This window comes from Actinomadura chokoriensis, assembly GCF_041463665.1.
In the GTDB taxonomy this organism is placed as follows: Bacteria; Actinomycetota; Actinomycetes; order Streptosporangiales; family Streptosporangiaceae; genus Spirillospora; species Spirillospora chokoriensis_A.
On record NZ_JAXCEJ010000001.1, the window covers coordinates 13,271 to 31,022 of the forward strand.

Below are 17,752 nucleotides of genomic sequence, written 5' to 3' on the forward strand. Positions count from 1 at the left end.
TTACCCGCGCGCCAGGTCGTCCAGTACCTCGGTCAGGGCCTCCACCCCCGCCAGGCAGTCCGCCGGCTCGGCGAACTCGGCGGGCGCGTGCGAGACCCCGGTCGGGTTCCGGACGAACAGCATCGCGGCGGGCAGCCGGGCGGACAGGACGCCCGCGTCGTGGCCCGCGCCGGTCGGCAGGACGGGCACGCCGCCGCCGAGGGCCGCGCCGACCCGGTCGCGCAGCGCCAGGTTGAACTCGACGATCTCGGTGTAGGACTCCTCGGCGAGGTCGACGCTCACCCGGTGCGGGCGCGCGGCGACGCGGGCGGCCTCGTCGACCTCCTGCACGGTCCGCCGGACGGCGTCCTCGGCCGGGCCTCGGGCGTCCAGCCAGGCGGTGACGGACGAGGCGATCGCGTTCACCCCTCCCGGCACGACCTCGACCTTCCCCACGGTCGCGACGGTGCCGTTGCGTTCGGCCGCCTCGCGGGCGGCGAGGACCATGCCGGCGAACGGCGGCATCGGGTCGCGGCGGTCGGCGAGCGCGGTCGTCCCGGCGTGGTTGCCCTCGCCGGTGAACCCGAACCGCCACCGGCCGTGCGGGACGATCGAGCCGGCGATGCCGACGGGACGGTCCAGCGCCCGCCCCTGCTCGACGTGGAGCTCGATGTAGCAGCCGATGCGTCCGAGGAGGTCGTCGTCTTGGCCGATGGCCTCGGGATCGAGCCCGGCGTTGTGCATGACCTCGGCGAACGTGTGCCCGTCACCGTCGGTCAGCGCGCGCGCCCGCGCCGGGTCGATCGCTCCGGAGAGTAGGCGCGAGCCAAGGCAGGCCACGCCGAACCTCGCGCCTTCCTCCTCGGCCAACGCGGCGACACCGATCGGCCGTTCCGGCTGGACGCCCCGCTGTCTCAGCCTGTCGATCGCGGCGAAGGCGGACACGATGCCGAGCGGACCGTCGAACGCTCCCCCGCCGGGGACCGAATCGAGGTGGCTTCCGGTCAGGACGGCGTTGTGCCTTGTTCCGTTCCGGGGGAACCACCAGGCGAACATGTTGCCGTTGGCGTCGTGCTCCACGTCGAGGTCGCGGCGGCGCGCCTCGTCCAGGAACCAGGACCGGCACTCCAGTTCGGGCGGCGTCCAGGCGAACCGGTGGTAACCGCCGGTCGCCTCGTCCCGCCCGACCGGCAGCAGCGCCGCCCACATCTCCTCGAAGCTCATGCCTCTCCTCGTTCACCTGCGGCATGTCGTTCTTAAGGAGTCCTCCATAACAACGACTCGCCGCAACTCAACGCATCGGGATCCGGACGCCGCGCTCGGCGGCGACCTCGGCGGCGCGGTCGTACCCGGCGTCGACGTGCCGCATGACGCCGGTGCCGGGGTCGTTGGTCAGGACGCGCCGGAGCTTCTCCCCGGCGAGGGCCGTCCCGTCCGCGACGCAGACCTGGCCCGCGTGGACGGACCGGCCGATCCCGACCCCGCCGCCATGGTGGACGGACACCCACGTCGCGCCGGACGCGGTGTTGAGCATGGCGTTCAGCAGCGGCCAGTCGGCGATCGCGTCCGAACCGTCCTTCATGCCCTCGGTCTCCCGGTACGGGCTGGCGACCGAGCCGCAGTCGAGGTGGTCGCGGCCGAGCACGATCGGCGCGCTGATCTCGCCGCGCGCGACCAGGTCGTTGAAGAGGTCGCCGGCCTTGTCGCGCTCGCCGTAGCCGAGCCAGCAGATCCGGGACGGCAGGCCCTGGAAGTGGACCTTCTCGCCCGCCATCCTGATCCAGCGGGCCAGCGGCTCGTTGTCCGGGAAGAGGTCGAGGATCGCCTTGTCGGTGCGCGCGATGTCCTTCGGGTCGCCGGACAGCGCCGCCCAGCGGAACGGCCCCTTGCCCTCGCAGAAGAGCGGCCGGATGTAGGCGGGGACGAACCCGGGGAACTCGAACGCGCGCGCGTACCCCGCGAGTTGCGCCTCACCACGGATGGAGTTCCCGTAGTCGAAGACCTCGGCTCCCGCGTCCTGGAACCCGACCATCGCCTCGACGTGCGCGGCCATCGACGCGCGGGCCCTCGCGATGAAGCCGTCCCGGTCCTTGTCGCGTTCGGCGGCCATGTCCTCGAACGCGACGCCCCTCGGCAGGTACATCAGCGGGTCGTGCGCGCTGGTCTGGTCGGTGACGATGTCGATCGGGGCGCCGCGCCCGAGCAGTTCGGGGACGGCGTCGGCGGCGTTCCCGAGCACGGCGATCGACAGCGGGCGCCGCTCCGCCGCCGCCTGTTCGGCGAGCCGCAGCGCCTCGTCCAGCGACCCGGCCCGGACGTCGCAGTACCGGTGCGCGACGCGCCGCTCGATGCGGGACGGGTCGCACTCGACGCAGATCGCGACGCCGCCGTTCATCGTGACGGCGAGGGGCTGCGCGCCGCCCATCCCGCCGAGCCCGGCGGTCAGCGTGATCGTCCCGGCCAGGGTGCCGCCGAACCGCTTCCCGGCCACCGCCGCGAACGTCTCGTAGGTGCCCTGCAGGATGCCCTGCGTCCCGATGTAGATCCACGACCCGGCGGTCATCTGCCCGAACATCGTCAGGCCGAGCGACTCCAACCGGCGGAACTCCTCCCAGGTCGCCCACTGCGGGACGAGGTTGGAGTTGGCGATCAGCACGCGCGGCGCCCACTCGTGCGTCCGGAAGATCCCGACCGGCTTGCCGGACTGGACGAGCAGCGTCTCGTCCCCGTCCAGGTCGGACAGCGACCGCACGATGCCGTCGAAGGCGTCCCAGTTCCGGGCCGCCTTCCCGGAACCTCCGTAGACGACCAGCTCGTCCGGGTGCTCGGCGACCTCCAGATCGAGATTGTTCTGGATCATGCGCAGGGCGGCCTCCTGCGGCCAGCCCTTGGCCGCGGTCAGCGACGTGCCGCGCGGCGCGCGGACGGGACGGGGTCCTGACATGTCGGGCTCCTTACGAGAGCGGGCCGGTGACGGCCTCGGCGGCGGCGACCAGGGAGCCGTCCCGCACCAGCGCGGCGGCGGCGGCGATCTCGGGCGCGAGGTAGCGGTCCGGGCCGGGCGGCGGGACGGCCTCGCGCAGCCTCGCGACGACGGCGCCGGTCGCCGGGCCGGGACGCAGCGGGGTGCGCAGGTCCAGCGCCCGCGCGGCGGTGAGGATCTCGACGGCGATCACCTGGGCCAGCCCGTCCACCGCCCTGCGCAGCTTGCGGGCCGCGTTCCACCCCATCGAGACGTGGTCCTCCTGCATCGCCGAACTCGGAATGGAGTCGGCGCTCGCCGGGGCCGCGAGCCGCTTCAGCTCCGACACGATCCCGGCCTGCGTGTACTGGGCGATCATGTGACCGGAGTCGACGCCGGGATCGTCCGCGAGAAAGGCGGGGAGGCCGTAGGAACGTCCCTTGTCGAGCATCCGGTCGGTACGCCGCTCCGACATCGACGCGACGTCCGCCGTGGGCACCGCCAGGAAGTCGAGCACATAGGCGACGGGCGCCCCGTGGAAGTTCCCGTTCGACTCGACCCGTCCGTCCGGAAGCACCACGGGATTGTCGATGGCCGACGCCATTTCCCTCTGCGCGACCAGCTCGGCATGCTGGACGGTGTCTCTCGCCGCGCCGTGCACCTGCGGTGCGCAGCGGAGCGAGTAGGCGTCCTGGACGCGGGTGCAGTCGGGCCCGCGATGCGACTCCATGATCTCGGACGCGGCGAGCAGGGCCCGCAGGTTGGCGGCCGACGCGGCCTGTCCCGGATGGGGCCGGAGCGCCTGGAGGTCGGCGGCGAAGACCCGGTCCGTCCCGAGCAGGGCCTCGACGGTCATCGCGGCCGCGACGTCGGCCGCGACGAGCAGCCTCCGCAGGTCGTCGATCGCGAGGACGAGCATGCCGAGCATGCCGTCCGTCCCGTTCAGCAGGGCGAGGCCCTCCTTGGCGGCGAGCTTGACCGGCGCGATCCCCGCCTCGCCCAGCGCCTCCGCCGCCGGCTTCAACTCGCCGTTCGCGTCCCTGACCGACCCCTCACCGATCAGCGCGAGCGCGACATGGGCGAGCGGCGCGAGGTCCCCGGAGCAGCCGAGGCTGCCGTACTCGAAGACCTGCGGGGTGATGCCGGCGTTGAGCAGCCCCGCCATCGTCCGCGCGGTCGTCGGCTGCACACCGGTGCGCCCGGTCGCCAGCGTCCGCAGCCGCAGCAGCATCAGCGCCCGCACGACCTCCCGCTCGACCTCGGCCCCCGACCCGGCCGCATGCGACCGGACGATGTTGAGCTGCAACTGATCGCGCAGCTCGGGGGCGATGTGCCGCGTCGCCAGCGCCCCGAACCCCGTCGAGACCCCGTAGACGGGCCGCGGAAGCGCTGACAGCTCCTCGATATGAGCTCGCGCCTCGCCGATCAGCTTCAGCGCCTCATCGGTCAGCGCGACCCGGGCGCCGTCCCGCGCGACGGCGACGACCTGAGCGAACGTCAACGCTTCCGGACCGACCTCGACCATAGGAACACCCATACCCACCATTGGAACCGCTCTCCGCCGCCCGTCCCACCCCCGCCCACCATCCGGTGTCTCAGATACGAGACAATTCGTCCATGCCCCAGGTCCCCGCCGCCCGCCGCGCGCTCGCGGTGCTGCGCCTCCTCGCGGGCGCGCCCGGCCCGCTCCCCGCGTCCGCCGTCGCCCGCGCCCTGGACCTCCCCCGCTCCAGCACGTACCACCTGCTCACCGCCATGTCGGAGGACGGCTTCGTCACCTACATCCCCGAAGAGCGCCGCTGGGGCCTCGGCGTGGCGGCCTTCGAAACAGGCTCCGCCTACCTGCGCCACGAACCCCTGGAACGCCTGGCCCGTCCCCTCCTCCGCCGCCTGGTCGACCGGGCGGGCGAGATAGCCCAGTTGGGCATCCTGCACGGCGCCGAGACCCTCTACCTCCTCAAGGAGCAGCCGCCCCGGCACGCCACCCTGGTCACCGACGTGGGCGTCAGCATGCCCGCCCACCTGACCGCCAGCGGCCTCTCCCTGCTCGCGCACCTGCCGCCCGCCCAGGTGCGCGCCCTGTTCCCGGGCCGCTTCGTGAACCGCACGGGCAAGGGCCCCGCGTCCCTGCGCGAACTGCGCCGCACCCTCGCCGAGGACGTCCGCCGGGGCTGGTCGGTCGAGGACGGCCACATCACCGAGGGCTTCGCGAGCATCGCCGCCTGCGCCTTCGACCACACCGGCCACCCCACCGCCGCCATCACCGTCACCTTCCGGCGCGAGGACCACCCCCCGGAAACCTGGCCGCACCTGGCCGCCCCCGTCCGCAGAACCGCCGAAACCCTGACCACCCGCCTCACCGGCCGCCCACCCGCATAAGCCCGCCGGGCCACGACCGAGCAAAGTGCCGCCACCGACGGCCCGGCGAACTGGAACCGGTGAAGATCGCCTGTCGTCCGATGAGGGAATCGCTATGATCTTCCGGATATCGACGCCGTTCAGGGGCATTCACCGTGCAACCTCCACAACCGCCGCATAGCCACCGACCTCCGGCCGGCCCGCCCGGCCCGCCCGGATGGGGGCCGCCGCCCGGCCCTCCGGGGTGGAGGCCGCCCGGCTCCCAGCCGCCGAAGGGCGGCAACGCGATGGTCGTCGTGATCGTGGCCGTCACGGGCGTCCTGCTACTGATCGGCGGCGGTGTCTTCCTGCTGGCCGGGGGTGACTCCGACGACTCATCGGGCACGTCGGCGGCGGTGCGCCCCACGCTCTCCGACCTTCCGACCCCGCCCACCTACAGCCCGCCCACCTACACTCCGCCGACCTTGGAGCCGACCACACCGGAGCCCACGTACTCGCCGCCTCCGATGAACTACGGGGCCATCGCCGTGGGACGCAACGGCGCGATCGGCAGGTCCTGGGACTACGACTCCCCGGCCGCCGCCAGGCGGCGGGCGCTGAACGCCTGCCCGGCCACCGGCTGCAAGGTCCTCACCACGTTCGTCAACGGCTGCGGCGCGGTCGCCTACAACTCAAGGACCAACAGGTACTGGGGCGGCCACGGCGACACACGCACCGAAGCCCAGCGCAACGCGATCAACAATGCCGGCGGCGGCCGCTGGGTCGCCTGGGTCTGCACCACCCGGTAGGGGCGGCGCGGACAGTACGGCTCCTCAACCGTGGTTCGTGCGGGGGAAGGTGGCGCGGATCGTGCGGGACTCCCGGGTGCCGGTCCAGGACCAGGTGGTGGCGAGGGCGTCCACGGTGAGCAGGCCACGCCCGCCCTCCGCCAGCTCGGCCAGGCTTCGCAGCTTGGGCTCGCCCTGCCCACCCTGGTCCGTCACGTAGACGATGACCCCGGCCACGTCCATGTTGATGTCGACGGTGAACCGGCCGCCGTCCTCCCCGGAACGGGTGTGCTGGATGGCGTTCACGGCAAGCTCGTCCAGGACGAGGAGGACGTCGTCCAGCGCCGGGAAGTCGGCGAGCAGGTGCGCGGCGAAGGCCCGTACGAACCGGATCTGTTCGGGCCTGCCACGGAACTCGCGCCGCCAGTGCATCGGAGCCTCGTGAGTCGCGGGGGCGGTAACGGCGAGCAGCATTGATCACCTTTCGGGACGGCGTGTCATCAGCCGTTCCATCTTCAGCAACCGTGCGCCTCCGGTACTGAAAAGTCCCAGGTCGACGGCCCACCCGGCGCCTCGGCACGCCTCCGCCCTGAACGTGCGCCCTCATTTACGTAAACGAACGGAACGGTGCGGCGGACGAACGTTCGTCTCCGGAACGCCACCGAAACGCCCAGCGGATTCTCGCCTGGCGTGTTCGAGCCGCGCGGCTATCGATGACACACTCGGGGATCGGCTGGTAACACAGAGTGGACGCGTTGACTCCCCCGGTCGGCGCCGCCCCCGCCCCGGCACGACCCAGGAGGCCTCCGGTGACCAGCCCGTTCGTCCGTCGGCGCCGACTCGCCAGCGAACTGCGAACCCTCCGCGAGCAGAGCGGCATGACAGCCGAGGAACTGGCCCGCCGCATCTACCGCTCCCGCATGACGATTTCCAAGCTGGAGAACGCCCGCTGCCGTCCCGACGTGCGCGACATCCAGCAGATCTTGAAAATCCTCGGCGCCACCGGCGACAAGTTCCACGAGATCCTCCAGATCGCCTGTGACGCCGCCGACCGAGGCTGGTGGGACTCCTACGGCGACACCATGGGCACCCGCCAGCGCATGTACGCCGACCTCGAATCCGGCGCCGCCACCATCCGCGGCTACAACCAGATGTCGATTCCCGGTCTCGTGCAGACTCCCGAGTTCCTTGAGGCTCTCATCGAACTAGACCTCGCAGAGGGGTCAGAGATCAACTACGTACCCGCGCGCACGGTTCAGGCTCGTCTTGAACGACAGAAGACCTTCTTCCGCGCCAACGGCCCGACAGCGGAAATCATCCTGGACGAGTTCGTGTTGAAGCGCCTCGCCGTCCCTGCGGAGACAATGGCGGCGCAACTCCGCCACATGGTCGACACCGTATCTCGACGACCTCACTTCACCCTTCTGGTGCTGCCACTGGATGCTCGGCTCTCCCCTGGTCGTCTGCCACCGTCGACATACATGATCTACACGTTTCACGACCCCGTTGATCTACCGATGGTCGTTGCCGAGAACGCGAACACGGACCTCATACACACGATCCCAGGGGAGGTGGCAAAGTATGAGCGTCTCCACGACCGCCTGCGAGAGGCCACGCTCCCCGCGCTGGAGAGCCTTTCACTCCTTGCGGACACGGCCGATCAGCTGAGTGAACGGACAGGGCACGACACGTGAAGCAGCAGTACAGCGGCTGGCGCAAGTCCAGCTACAGCAATCCGGACACCGAGTGCGTCGAGGTCGGCCGCTCTCCGCAGGGCACTATCGGCGTACGGGACACCAAGCGGGGCGGCACGGGGCCCGTCCTCGACTTCTCGCCCCACGAATGGGCGGCCTTCATCCAGGGCCTTCGCTCCGGCAACTAGCGGGACGGCGATACGGCCGGTTGCAACCACGTTGACCTGCGGCGAGTCGTTGCTTCCGACACGCTCAAAACAACAACATGCCGCAAGTCAACGCACTCGGCGCGGAGCCCAACGCAGCCACCACGTTGACCTGCGGCGAGTCGTTGCTTTGGGCGCGCCCATAACAACAACATGCCGCAAGTCAACGCGTCGTCGCTCACCGTGCGTCAGATGATGCCGGGGAGGGGGTCGGAGGCCAGTTGCCATAATTTCCCGGCGATCGGGTGTCGCAAGTCAGGGTCTATGGCCCGAGCCAAGGCCGCCAGTTGGGCCGATGGGAGGAGGGCTCCTCTGCGGGCCGGGTCGCGCAGCCACAGCTTGGCCGGTGCGCGGCCGGGCACTTGCACGACCAGGCGGGGCAGGACGCCGCCGCGCCAGTTCGTCCACACCGGCTGGACGCTCTCCGCGCTGACCTGCGCGGCGGCGAGGTCGTAGCGGCGGCGGGCGAAGACCAGGCGGCGGACGAGGACCCTGCCGTCGAGCCAGGACGCGTCGCGGTAGTGATGAAGCAGCATCAGCGCAATGAACACGTCCAGGATCAGGAGCGGCAGCAGCAGGAAAACGCCGATCACTCCGAACTCCGAGGAGGTGAGGAACATCAGGCTGATCGCCCCCACCATCAGGTTCGCCAGGGCGATCGTCGGGAGCAGGCAGCTGAGCCAAACCGTCCACATCGACCGCGGCAGGCCGACGTCCAGTCGGAGCACTCGTTCCCCTTCACCGGTCATGCGCCACTGGGTCGCGGGGCACGCCGCCCGTCGCACAGCGAAACAAAAGGATCGTATCGGGCGGTGCTCGCCGCGCGTCCGAGCGGTCGTGGGCGGCGTCCTCGGTTCACGTTCCCGCGGGATCCGCGCGCTCGCGGCGGTCGGCGGGCAGTAGGTTGCGGCAGTGATCGGCTACCGCGCCGAGGTCGAGCGGATACTGGACGGCCCACCGAGCAGGCTCGCGTTCCGTGCGCTCTGCGCTGCTCTCGCCCGCGCGGGCGGCCCGCAGGCTCTCGTCTCGTTCTGTGCTGAGCGACTCGCCTCGTGGCCCGATCCGGTGCGCGAAGCACCATGGTCCTGGCTGGCCGCACTGGACGCCGGTCACTCGAAGCCGGGGTGGCCGCTCGTCCGGTCGCTGGCGCTGGGCTCAGCACGGTGCGGCCTTCGCGATGCCGCTCTCCCGGACCCGCGCCGTCACCCCGAAGTGCGCGGCGTGACCCACCTCGACCTCGGCTGGTTCGCGGACGAACAACTCACCGCGCTGGTCGAGACGATGGATCAATGGGACGGGCTGCGGTCGATCCAGATCGGCCACCTCACCGACATGGAGGAGGAACTGGTCGCGAAGCTCGCCGCCGCCCCCGCCGTCGCGCGGCTCGAATCACTGAGTCTGCTGAGCGTCCACGAGGACATGTGGCATTTCGGGAAGCCGTCGTTCCGCCCGGCCACCGGACGGCCTTGGCGGCTGCGGCACGCGGGTCTGCGGGCGCCCGACCTGGTCCACCTGATGCGTTCGGGGCTCGTGCCGGAGCTGCGCTCCGCCGAGGTGCTCGTGTGCGACACCGGGGAGGCGCAGGAACTCGCAGGCTGCGAGGAACTCGCTCGGCTCGACCGCCTGGCGATCGGGTTCCGCTGCGGGACGCTGCCGACCGAGGTCGTCGACCAGGCGTCGTTTCCCAGTCTCGACGCGATGTTCCTCGGCATCGTGGACGAGTACCACGGCGCTGGGTACTCCTGCGGATTCCCCGCCCGCACCAAGGCGGACATCGCATCGGCGAACACAACGCGCCCCGAGCTGGTCGCGTTTCTCAGCCACCTCGACGCTGAAGAGCTCGACGACTCCGACGAGGGAGACGAACGGGCCGATGACGACTTCCGCACCGAGCGCACCGAGCGCCACGCCGAATATCTGGCCGAGGCCCGGGGCTTCGCCCACCTCATGATCGACGGGAACATCGGCTGGCCGCCCGCGACCTGATGCTGCGCCGTGGAGCCGCGTCCGGCGGGCGGCGGAGTGACGACGGGGGTCTCGGCCGGGTCAAGCCGCGGTGAAGCGTCCGCGATGGGCCGATCAGTCCTTCACAGCCCGATGATCAAGGATGGGGTGTCGCCCGCCTTTCGCGCGGCGTCCCCGCGAGGGTGATCGGGCCGCCGGTCGGCACCGGCGCGCAGGCCAGCGAAACGGTTCCGATGCAGGGGGAAACATGCGCGTCTCCAGCGCGGCGGCGGCGGTCCTCGCCGCCGTGGCCCTGCTCGTCGTCCAGCCCGCATCCCGCTCCACCGCGAGGGAGGCGGGGACGCCGCTGGGCAAGTCGAACTTCGCCATCGCCATCGGACGGCTCGACGCGGCGTCCCGGAGCAACTGGGTCCGCCTCGGCCAGTACACCTTCACCCCGGACGGGGACGTACTGGAGGAACACTGGTCTTGGAGGCAGTCGACCCGCGTACGGCGCGCCTCCACCGGGAACCGCGCCTCGGGCTGCGCGGGGCGGAACTGCAAGGTGCTCACCGCGTCGGGCTGGCAGTCGGCCGACGCCGCGCGAACGCTGGCGGGCAAGTACAGCGTCCGCGGAGATGGGCTGCACATCGCGTGGGACGACGGACATTGGGAGGACTGGAAGCTCACCTCCCTGGCGGGCGGCGAACTCGCCGGCGTCGAACTGACCGCGAACGACCTCGGAGCCACGCACGGTTTCGGCGACGGCAGCAACGCGCCGTGGAACGCCCGCGTCCCGGCCGACGCAGTCGCCGCCTCGGACCACACCGCGCTCGTCCACCGCTATCACCTGTGGAAGACCCGCCCCTCGGGCACGGGGTACATCGACCACGGTGACGGTTCGCCGTTCTGGGTCACCCGCTGGAAACCGTGCGGGGACCACCGCTGCCTGGGCGCGCGGACCCACCCCGCCCGCGACCCGGCCCACACCGTGTACTACGTCGCTCCGGCCGACACCGCGTCCGGCCACCGGCGCGACACCCTGTGGCATTGGCGCACCGGCCTCGCCGACGCGCGCAAGGAGACCTGCTACACCGGGAACTCGCACGTCAAGCCCATGATCCAGATCGTGGACGACGGCGGGGGTTTCCACGGCTGGGTGGGCGTCGAGGCGTCTTTGAACCAGACCACCTCCGAAGGGACCGGCGCCGACGACATCGGCGTCTTCCGGATCGTCGGATGACGCTCGATGCCAGGTCCAACGTTGAACGCCATTTCCCCCGGCATCGCCCCATTGAACGCTTTTCATCCTCGGGTGCGAGGTCCCTGGTCACGGCGTGATTGCGAGCGGGGCGTCGCGCCGCTCAATGCCGTCTGCCAGGCGAAACGGCATCCGGTTCGTGTCACGTGCATCCGAGCGGTGCGGTGGCGCCCACTGTGGCGGTTCTCACGGCCCGGTTTGCGCGTCGGGCGGCTCATGACCCGGGCTTCGCTCGGCCGAACGCGCGCGAGCCTGCGGCCGTCTGGCGGCTCCGGTTCACGCGCGCAAGGCGCGGTGGCCGCGTCTGGCCTGCACGAAGGCCCCTCCGGCAGGGGGAACTCCCCGATAATGCGGATATGGGTTCGCGTCCCCTCACGGTGGTGTCGCTGGCGGTCGGCCTGACCGCGCTGACGGCGTGCGGCGGCTCACCGCACAAGGGGCCAGCGGTCGACCCCGTGACGCTCGCCCCCTCGGAGACCGGGACGGCGACCGGTCAGCCGACCGGCGGCACATCCGGGCCGCCGTCGGTGGGTCCGTCGCCGCGCGCCTGGACGACGCCGCGTGTGAACACCGGCAGTGGAGCGTCCCTCCAGAACCGGACACCGGACGCGCTGTGCCAGATGGTCTGGAGCCCCTATCCAGTGCGGATCGAGGGCTTCACGGCCGCGCAGTCAGGCGAGCCCGTGCTGATCAACGACAGCGGCATGTCCGACGAGGTTCTGGCGCGGTCCAGGTTCGCAACCGTCACCTACGAGACGGCTCCGAACTGCACGGGCGCGGCTGGCGTGGGCATCCAGGCGCGCAAGCCCTGTGCACCCGACGCGGTGATCGAACCCACGGACCCGTGCGCGATCACGCCTGCATACACCTACCAGCCAGAGATTCCAAGGCCCGCCCGCTATACGGTGCTGGTCACGTGGCGGCTCTCGAAGCTGTGCACGGACTCCTCCGGGCCGTGCGGTGGTCTCGGGGCGACCGCCGACCGTCCGGTGCGCGCGACCTGGCGGACGACGCTGACGCTGAACGCCTGCACCAAGTGGACGCCCTTCCCCGAGGCGCCGAACGGAGGCGAGAGCAATCTCGGCCAGTGCTAGGAGCCGATCCGAACGGCTGGCGAGGGCGCGCAGGCCTCTCCCTTCGGAACCCGATCCCGGACCGGCGCCGGACTGGACGCAGCGACTCTCCGCACTGGGCACCTTCGGCCCGCCGACGTCGCTCGTCGCGGCCGTCCTGATCTGGTACGGCTATGTCGCAACGCTCCAGCGGTTTCGCTACTTCGGCGTTGATCTGCAACTCACCGACCTCGGGAACCAGATACTCCTGCTCTACGGCGTGGAAGTGGCGTACCCGGCGGCAGTGCTGCTCCTTCTGATCGCCCTCGTGACTCTCGGCGGACATGCGGTCGTGCGCGGCATGGTGCTTCCGGACCGGGTGCGCGCCGCCCGGCGGATCGCGCTGGCCGTGGCGCTGGCCGGGCTCGCGCTGACCGGCAGGGCGTTGGTCGGAGTCCTGTCGACGAAGGTCGCCGCGAACGAGACACCCGGCGTGACGCCGCTCTGCCTGACGGCTGGCGTACCTTCGCTGGTCTACGCGTTCTGGCTGTTCCGCCAGGCCGGGGACGGCGGTTGGCGAGAACGTCCGGCGCTGACCGACGTGGAGCGCGGCGGACGGTACGTGGCGTTCGCGGTGGTCGCGATAGGCCTGTTCTGGGCGGCCAACAGCCTTGCAGCCGAGGTCGGTGTCGCCCGCGCCTACGACGACGCCCGCGACTTCGCCAAGCTTCCCGAGGTCGTCCTCTACACCAAGGAGCCGCTGAGCGACGCTCCGCCCGAAACGCTGCACGCCGATTTCGGCGAATCGGTCACCTACCGCCACCGCTACCAGAACCTGCGACTTCTTCTGGCCTCGGGCGGGCGCCTTTTTCTCGTCCCGTTGACCTGGAAACCCGACGCTCGCACGGCCCGGATCTCGACGTTCGTTGTCGCGTATGACGGCAACATTCGCCTTCAACTCGTCCCGCAGAAGACCAATTGACCGGGCGAACTGAAGGCGAAATGCCGGTGACGGTCTACTTCGAGCCAGTGAACGCTTTCATCCCCCGGTCGGCGGCCTGGAGTTCGCGGTCTTGTAGGACGTGGATGGCCTTGGCGAGCGGACCGGCCTTGTGCGGGCAGCAGCGCAGGTTGTGCAGGACGCGCCAGGTCTTGAGTTCTTGAGTTGGGCGTTGGCCCGCTCGCCGGGGCGGGGACGATCCGCGTGATGACCTACAACCTGCGCGGTGTGAACGACCCGCCGCTGCGGGACTGGAAGACCCGGCTGCCGATCGTCGAACACCTGCTGCACGACCACGACCCCGACCTGCTGGGCGTGCAGGAGGCCCGCGGGTACCAGGTGCGCGACCTGGTCCGGACGCTGAAGGACTACGGCTGGGTCGGCCTCGGCACCCAGGGCGGCACCCGCGACCGGTTCTTGTCGATCTTCTATCGGAAGCAGCGGTTCGAGGTCCTCGACTTCGACCACTTCTGGCTCTCCGACACCCCGTCCGTCATCGGCTCGGCCACCTGGGACAACCGGTACGTCCGGATGGTGACGTGGGCCAAGTTCCGCGACCGGCGCACCGGGACGGTGCTGTACCAGGCCAACACGCACCTGGACAACATGTCGGCCGACTCGCGGGTGAAGAGCGCCCGGCTGATCCTCGACCGAGTGCGCGAGTTCCAGGCGGGCGTCCCCGTGGTGCTGACCGGGGACTTCAACTCGGCCGCCGGAGCCTCACCGGTCCACGCGATCCTCACCGGGCCCGACGCGTTCCAGGACACGTGGGCGAAAGCCGCCCGCCGCGGCCCGCAGTACCGCACCGAGAACCATTGGCTCCCGTCGGAACGGGACGGCAAGCGGATCGACTGGATTCTGACGCGTGGCGCGGTCGGCACGGTCCGGGCCGAGATCGACCCGTACCGGGACGGCGAGGTCTACGCCTCCGACCACGATCCCGTCATCGCCCACCTGAAGGTCGGCGACCGCTGAACCGCACCAGGACCACGACGCCCCGAAAAGGCGAACGGCCGAGCCCCATTCGCGGGGCTCGGCCGTCGGCCGGTTATCCCGGTCAGACGAGACCGGACTTCTTCAGCCAGTCTTCGGCGACCTTCTCCTGGTCATCCTTGTCGATGGCGATGCGCTTCATCATGTCCAGGAGGTCCTGGGTGGTGAGCTTGGCGGAGACGGCGTTCAGGGCCGCCTTCCCCTGGTCGTTCACGGCGGACTTGTTGACCAGCGGCGTGACGTTCTGGGCGCTGAAGACGTTCTCCGGGTCTTCGAGGACGACCAGCTTCTTCTGCTGGATGGTCGGGTCGGTCGTGAACAGGTCGGCGGCCTGGATCTTGTTCTCGGTGAGGAGCTTCACCAGGGTGGCCTGCGCGCCGGCGTCGAACGGCTGGAACTTCTTGAACTCCAGCCCGTAGACCTTCTTGAGCCCGACGAGCCCCTGCTGGCGGGTCTTGAACTCGGACGGGCCGGCGATGGTGAGTTCCCCCGCGACGGGCTTCAGGTCGGCGATGGACTTCAGGTTGTGCTTGGCGGCCGTCTGCGGGTTGACGGTGACGGAGTCCTTGTCCTCGGCTTCGGCGGAGTCGAGGATCTCGACGGACGGCGGCAGCTTCGCCTTGAGGGCGGTGTTGATCTCCTCGGTGGTCGCGGCGGTGCTGCTCTTGTCGACCGAGGTGGTCAGCAGGGCGCCGTTGTATTCGGGCATCACGCTGATGCCGCCCTTGACGACCTGGTCGTAGTAGATCTCGCGGGCGCCGATGTTGAACTTGCGGGTGACCTTGACGCCCTTCGCCTCGAGGGCCTGCGCGTAGATCTCGCCGAGCAGGTTGCTCTCGGGGAAGTTCGCGCCGCCGACGGTGACGGTGCCGCTCTCGCCGCCGCCGGAGAGGGGGTTCTTGTCGTCGCCGGAGTCTCCGCCGCCGCAGGCGGACAGCGTCAGGGCGGCCACGAGGCCGACGGCCGCACCACGGATGAGTTTCTTCATTGTTCTTGTCCTTCGGTCAGGAGGAACGGGCGGAGCCGAGCAGACCCGGCGAGATGGCGACGCGACGCAGTGCCGCGAAGACGAACTGGACGATCAGGGCGAGCAGGACGACGAGGACGGTGCCCCCGACGACGAGCTGGTAGTCGTTGCGGGCCAGGCCGTCGATGATGTAGCGGCCGAGGCCGCCGAAGCCGGGGTAGGCGGCGATGGTGGCGGTGGCGACGACCTGGATCGCGGACGTGCGGAGCCCGAGCAGGATCAGCGGCAGCGCCATCGGCAGTTCCGCGTGCCACAGCACGCCCCAGCCGGTCATGCCCATGCCGCGGGCGGCGTCCTTCGCGTCGGCGTCGACCCCGCGGACGCCCTCGAAGGTGTTCACGAGGATCGGCGGGACGGCCAGCGCCACGAGCGCGATCAGCACCGGGGTGATGCTGTACTCGATCACGACGACGAACAGGATGAGCCCGAAGGTGGGGATGGCGCGCGCGATGTTCGCGACGCTGATCGCGAGGAACCCGCCCCGGCCGGTGTGCCCGACGGCGAGGCCGAGCGCCAGCCCGATCACCGCCGCGAAGAAGAGGGACACGCCGCTGTAGTAGAGGTGTTGGAGGAGGCGGTGCGGGATGCCGTCCGCGCCCTGCCACTGGGACGAGGCGGTCAGCCACGTCCAGAACAGGTCGATCTGGTTCCACAGGTCGTTCATGAGGCCGCCCTCGCTCGGGCCCAGGGTGTGAGCAGGCGCTGCACGGTGACGAGGATCGCGTCGGTGGCCAGGGCCAGCAGGACGATCAGCACGGTCGCGGCGACGATCTGCGTCTGGAACTGGAGCTGGTAGCCGCGGATGATGTCGTAGCCGAGCCCGCCCTGCCCGATCAGCTGCCCGACGGCGACGAGGCTGATGGACGAGACGGCGGCGACCCGTGTCCCGGCGATGACGATGGGCACCGCGATCGGCAGCTCGACCCGCAGGAGGCGGCGCAGCGGCCCGAAGCCCATCGCGGTGGCCGCCTGCCGGACGGGTTCGGATACCGACGCCAGCCCGTCCACCACGTTCGGGACGAGCACCGACAGGCTGTACAGCGTCAGCGGGATCATGACCGTGGACGGCGTCAGCCCCGTGTACTGGATGAAGATCATGAAGAGGGCGAGCGACGGTATCGCGTACATCACGTTCGCGATCGTCAGCGCCGGCGGGTAGAGCCAGCCCCAGCGGCGGCACAGCACGCCGACCGGCAGCGAGATGAGCAGTCCGAACAGCACCGGCAGCAGCGCGAGCCGCAGGTGCAGGAGGGCGTGCTCGCCGAGCGAGTCGGTGTGGTCGCCGATCCAGCCCCAGTCGATGTCCATCAGCCGTCCTTCCCCGAGAGCGAAGGCGACTCCGGTTCGGCGCCGGTCCCGGAGCGGGCGATGGCGGCGCTCAGGTCGGACTGGTCGGCGACGCCCACGAGCAGCCCGCCGCCGTCGACGCTCACGGCGCGGCCGGACGGGGACAGGATCGCGGCGTCGAGCGCGGCGCGGACGGAGTCGGCCTTGACGTCGAACGTGTGCCCGACCGGCGCGAGTCGCGCGTCCCCGAGGACGCCGGAGGGCGGCAGGACGTCCGCCGACGCCCACCCCAGCGGACGCCGGTCGCCGTCCACGACCAGGACCCATCCCTCGGACGGCGCCTCCGACACCGGTGTGTCGGCGGGCAGCACGTCCCGCTCGTTCAGCGGCACCGACGAGGACGGGACGAACGACAGCCGCCGGATGCCGCGGTCGCGCCCGATGAAGCCGGCGACGAAGTCGTTCGCGGGCCGGGCCAGCAGGTCCTCGGGGCTGTCGATCTGGACGAGCTTGCCGCCGGTCTGGAACACCGCGATCCGGTCGCCGAGCTTGATGGCCTCGTCGATGTCGTGGGTGACGAACACGATCGTCTTGTGCAGCTCGTCCTGGAGGCGGAGGAACTCGTCCTGCAGCTCGCCGCGCACGACGGGGTCGACGGCGCTGAACGGCTCGTCCATCAGCATGATCGGCGGGTCGGCGGCGAGCGCCCGCGCGACGCCGACGCGCTGCTGCTGCCCGCCGGACAGCTGGAACGGGTAGCGCTTGGCCATCGACGGTTCGAGCCCGACCCGCTCCATCAGTTCCAGCGCCCGGTCCCGCGCCTTCTTCTTGTTCCAGCCGACCAGGTGGGGGACGGTGGCGATGTTGTCGACGATGGTGCGGTGCGGGAACAGCCCGGCGTGCTGGATGACGTAGCCGATGCCGCGCCGCAGCTCGGCGGGCTTGCGCTCGCGGACGTCCCGCCCGTCGACGAGGACCCGGCCGGACGTCGGGTCGACCATGCGGTTGATGGTGCGCAGCGCGGTGGTCTTGCCTCCCCCGGACGTGCCGACGAACACGGTGATGCGGCCCGTGGGGCATTCGAGGCTGACATCGTCCAGGGCGACGGTGCCGCCCGGGTAGCGCTTGGTGACGCCCTCAAAGGTGATCAACGATTCACGTCCTCGTCGGGCGCCCGCGACGCCGATGATCGATACTGACCTACCAGCCAACCGTAACCAAC

Annotated in this window: 18 protein-coding genes and 1 pseudogene; 9 read left to right on the forward strand and 10 right to left on the reverse strand. The window is 70.5% G+C overall.

The genetic code is table 11. The features are described 5' to 3' along the window. The 3 genes from SM418_RS00070 to hutH all read right to left on the reverse strand — a co-directional run bounded on the left by SM418_RS00070 (position 1) and on the right by hutH (position 4,478). Complete coding sequence (locus SM418_RS00070) at positions 1-1,203, reverse strand: allantoate amidohydrolase (RefSeq protein WP_371938984.1); 1,203 nt, start codon at positions 1,201-1,203, stop codon at positions 1-3. A 67-nt stretch (positions 1,204-1,270) separates the two neighbouring features. Further along, positions 1,271-2,923 (reverse strand): urocanate hydratase, encoded by a 1,653-nt coding sequence (hutU, locus tag SM418_RS00075; protein WP_371938983.1) that lies wholly within the window; start codon positions 2,921-2,923, stop codon positions 1,271-1,273. A 10-nt stretch (positions 2,924-2,933) separates the two neighbouring features. Beyond that, positions 2,934-4,478, reverse strand: a complete 1,545-nt coding sequence (hutH, locus tag SM418_RS00080) for a histidine ammonia-lyase (RefSeq protein ID WP_371938982.1) — start codon at positions 4,476-4,478, stop codon at positions 2,934-2,936. Positions 4,479-4,558: 80 nt separating this feature from the next. Between hutH and SM418_RS00085 the strand changes: the two genes are divergently transcribed. Both SM418_RS00085 and SM418_RS00090 read left to right on the forward strand, forming a co-directional pair. Further along, the gene (locus tag SM418_RS00085; protein WP_371938981.1) at positions 4,559-5,320 is read left to right on the forward strand and encodes an IclR family transcriptional regulator; all 762 of its coding nucleotides are present in this window, start codon (positions 4,559-4,561) and stop codon (positions 5,318-5,320) included. Between the two features lie 266 nt (positions 5,321-5,586). Then, positions 5,587-6,087: a DUF4189 domain-containing protein gene (locus tag SM418_RS00090; protein ID WP_371938980.1), complete on the forward strand. Its 501-nt coding sequence runs from the start codon at positions 5,587-5,589 to the stop codon at positions 6,085-6,087. Positions 6,088-6,111: 24 nt separating this feature from the next. Here SM418_RS00090 and SM418_RS00095 read toward each other — a convergent pair whose 3' ends face one another. Beyond that, on the reverse strand, positions 6,112-6,540 hold the full coding sequence (locus tag SM418_RS00095; RefSeq protein WP_371938979.1) for an ATP-binding protein: 429 nt from the start codon (positions 6,538-6,540) through the stop codon (positions 6,112-6,114). Between the two features lie 335 nt (positions 6,541-6,875). On the opposite strand from SM418_RS00095, the gene SM418_RS00100 reads away from it, so the two are divergent. Next, positions 6,876-7,760, forward strand: coding sequence for a helix-turn-helix domain-containing protein (locus SM418_RS00100; protein WP_371938978.1), 885 nt, complete (start codon positions 6,876-6,878; stop codon positions 7,758-7,760). After that, positions 7,757-7,948 carry a DUF397 domain-containing protein gene (locus tag SM418_RS00105; RefSeq protein WP_371938977.1) on the forward strand — a complete coding sequence of 64 codons (192 nt, stop codon included), beginning with the start codon at positions 7,757-7,759 and terminating at the stop codon, positions 7,946-7,948. Before SM418_RS00100 ends, SM418_RS00105 begins: the two co-directional genes overlap by 4 nt. A gap of 206 nt (positions 7,949-8,154) precedes the next feature. Here the strand turns inward: SM418_RS00105 and SM418_RS00110 are convergent, their stop codons facing one another. Continuing rightward, positions 8,155-8,694, reverse strand: coding sequence for a hypothetical protein (locus tag SM418_RS00110; RefSeq protein WP_371938976.1), 540 nt, complete (start codon positions 8,692-8,694; stop codon positions 8,155-8,157). Positions 8,695-8,878: 184 nt separating this feature from the next. Here SM418_RS00110 and SM418_RS00115 point away from each other — a divergent pair, with 184 nt between their 5' ends. The 4 genes from SM418_RS00115 to SM418_RS00130 all read left to right on the forward strand — a co-directional run bounded on the left by SM418_RS00115 (position 8,879) and on the right by SM418_RS00130 (position 13,205). Then, positions 8,879-9,952 (forward strand): hypothetical protein, encoded by a 1,074-nt coding sequence (locus tag SM418_RS00115; RefSeq protein ID WP_371938975.1) that lies wholly within the window; start codon positions 8,879-8,881, stop codon positions 9,950-9,952. A 226-nt stretch (positions 9,953-10,178) separates the two neighbouring features. Continuing rightward, positions 10,179-11,153: a hypothetical protein gene (locus tag SM418_RS00120; RefSeq protein ID WP_371938974.1), complete on the forward strand. Its 975-nt coding sequence runs from the start codon at positions 10,179-10,181 to the stop codon at positions 11,151-11,153. A 374-nt stretch (positions 11,154-11,527) separates the two neighbouring features. Beyond that, positions 11,528-12,265, forward strand: a complete 738-nt coding sequence (locus SM418_RS00125; RefSeq protein WP_371938973.1) for a hypothetical protein — start codon at positions 11,528-11,530, stop codon at positions 12,263-12,265. Positions 12,266-12,503: 238 nt separating this feature from the next. Further along, entirely contained in the window at positions 12,504-13,205 is a 702-nt protein-coding gene (locus SM418_RS00130) for a hypothetical protein (protein ID WP_371938972.1), read from the forward strand. Positions 13,206-13,239: 34 nt separating this feature from the next. Here SM418_RS00130 and SM418_RS00135 read toward each other — a convergent pair. Then, positions 13,240-13,430, reverse strand: a pseudogene (locus SM418_RS00135) (hypothetical protein); the annotation flags it as partial. Here SM418_RS00135 and SM418_RS00140 point away from each other — a divergent pair. After that, positions 13,431-14,198 carry an endonuclease/exonuclease/phosphatase family protein gene (locus SM418_RS00140; RefSeq protein WP_371938971.1) on the forward strand — a complete coding sequence of 256 codons (768 nt, stop codon included), beginning with the start codon at positions 13,431-13,433 and terminating at the stop codon, positions 14,196-14,198. Positions 14,199-14,280: 82 nt separating this feature from the next. Here SM418_RS00140 and SM418_RS00145 read toward each other — a convergent pair whose 3' ends face one another. Genes SM418_RS00145 through SM418_RS00160 form a run of 4 tightly spaced genes read right to left on the reverse strand, consistent with a single transcriptional unit; the run spans position 14,281 to position 17,681 of the window. Beyond that, positions 14,281-15,204, reverse strand: coding sequence for an ABC transporter substrate-binding protein (locus tag SM418_RS00145; RefSeq protein WP_371938970.1), 924 nt, complete (start codon positions 15,202-15,204; stop codon positions 14,281-14,283). Between the two features lie 16 nt (positions 15,205-15,220). Then, positions 15,221-15,907, reverse strand: a complete 687-nt coding sequence (locus SM418_RS00150) for an ABC transporter permease (RefSeq protein ID WP_371938969.1) — start codon at positions 15,905-15,907, stop codon at positions 15,221-15,223. Further along, positions 15,904-16,551: an ABC transporter permease gene (locus SM418_RS00155; RefSeq protein WP_371938968.1), complete on the reverse strand. Its 648-nt coding sequence runs from the start codon at positions 16,549-16,551 to the stop codon at positions 15,904-15,906. Before SM418_RS00155 ends, SM418_RS00150 begins: the two co-directional genes overlap by 4 nt. Further along, on the reverse strand, positions 16,551-17,681 hold the full coding sequence (locus tag SM418_RS00160) for an ABC transporter ATP-binding protein (RefSeq protein ID WP_371938967.1): 1,131 nt from the start codon (positions 17,679-17,681) through the stop codon (positions 16,551-16,553). The genes SM418_RS00155 and SM418_RS00160 overlap by 1 nt, the downstream gene beginning before the upstream one ends. Positions 17,682-17,752: the final 71 nt, after the last annotated feature.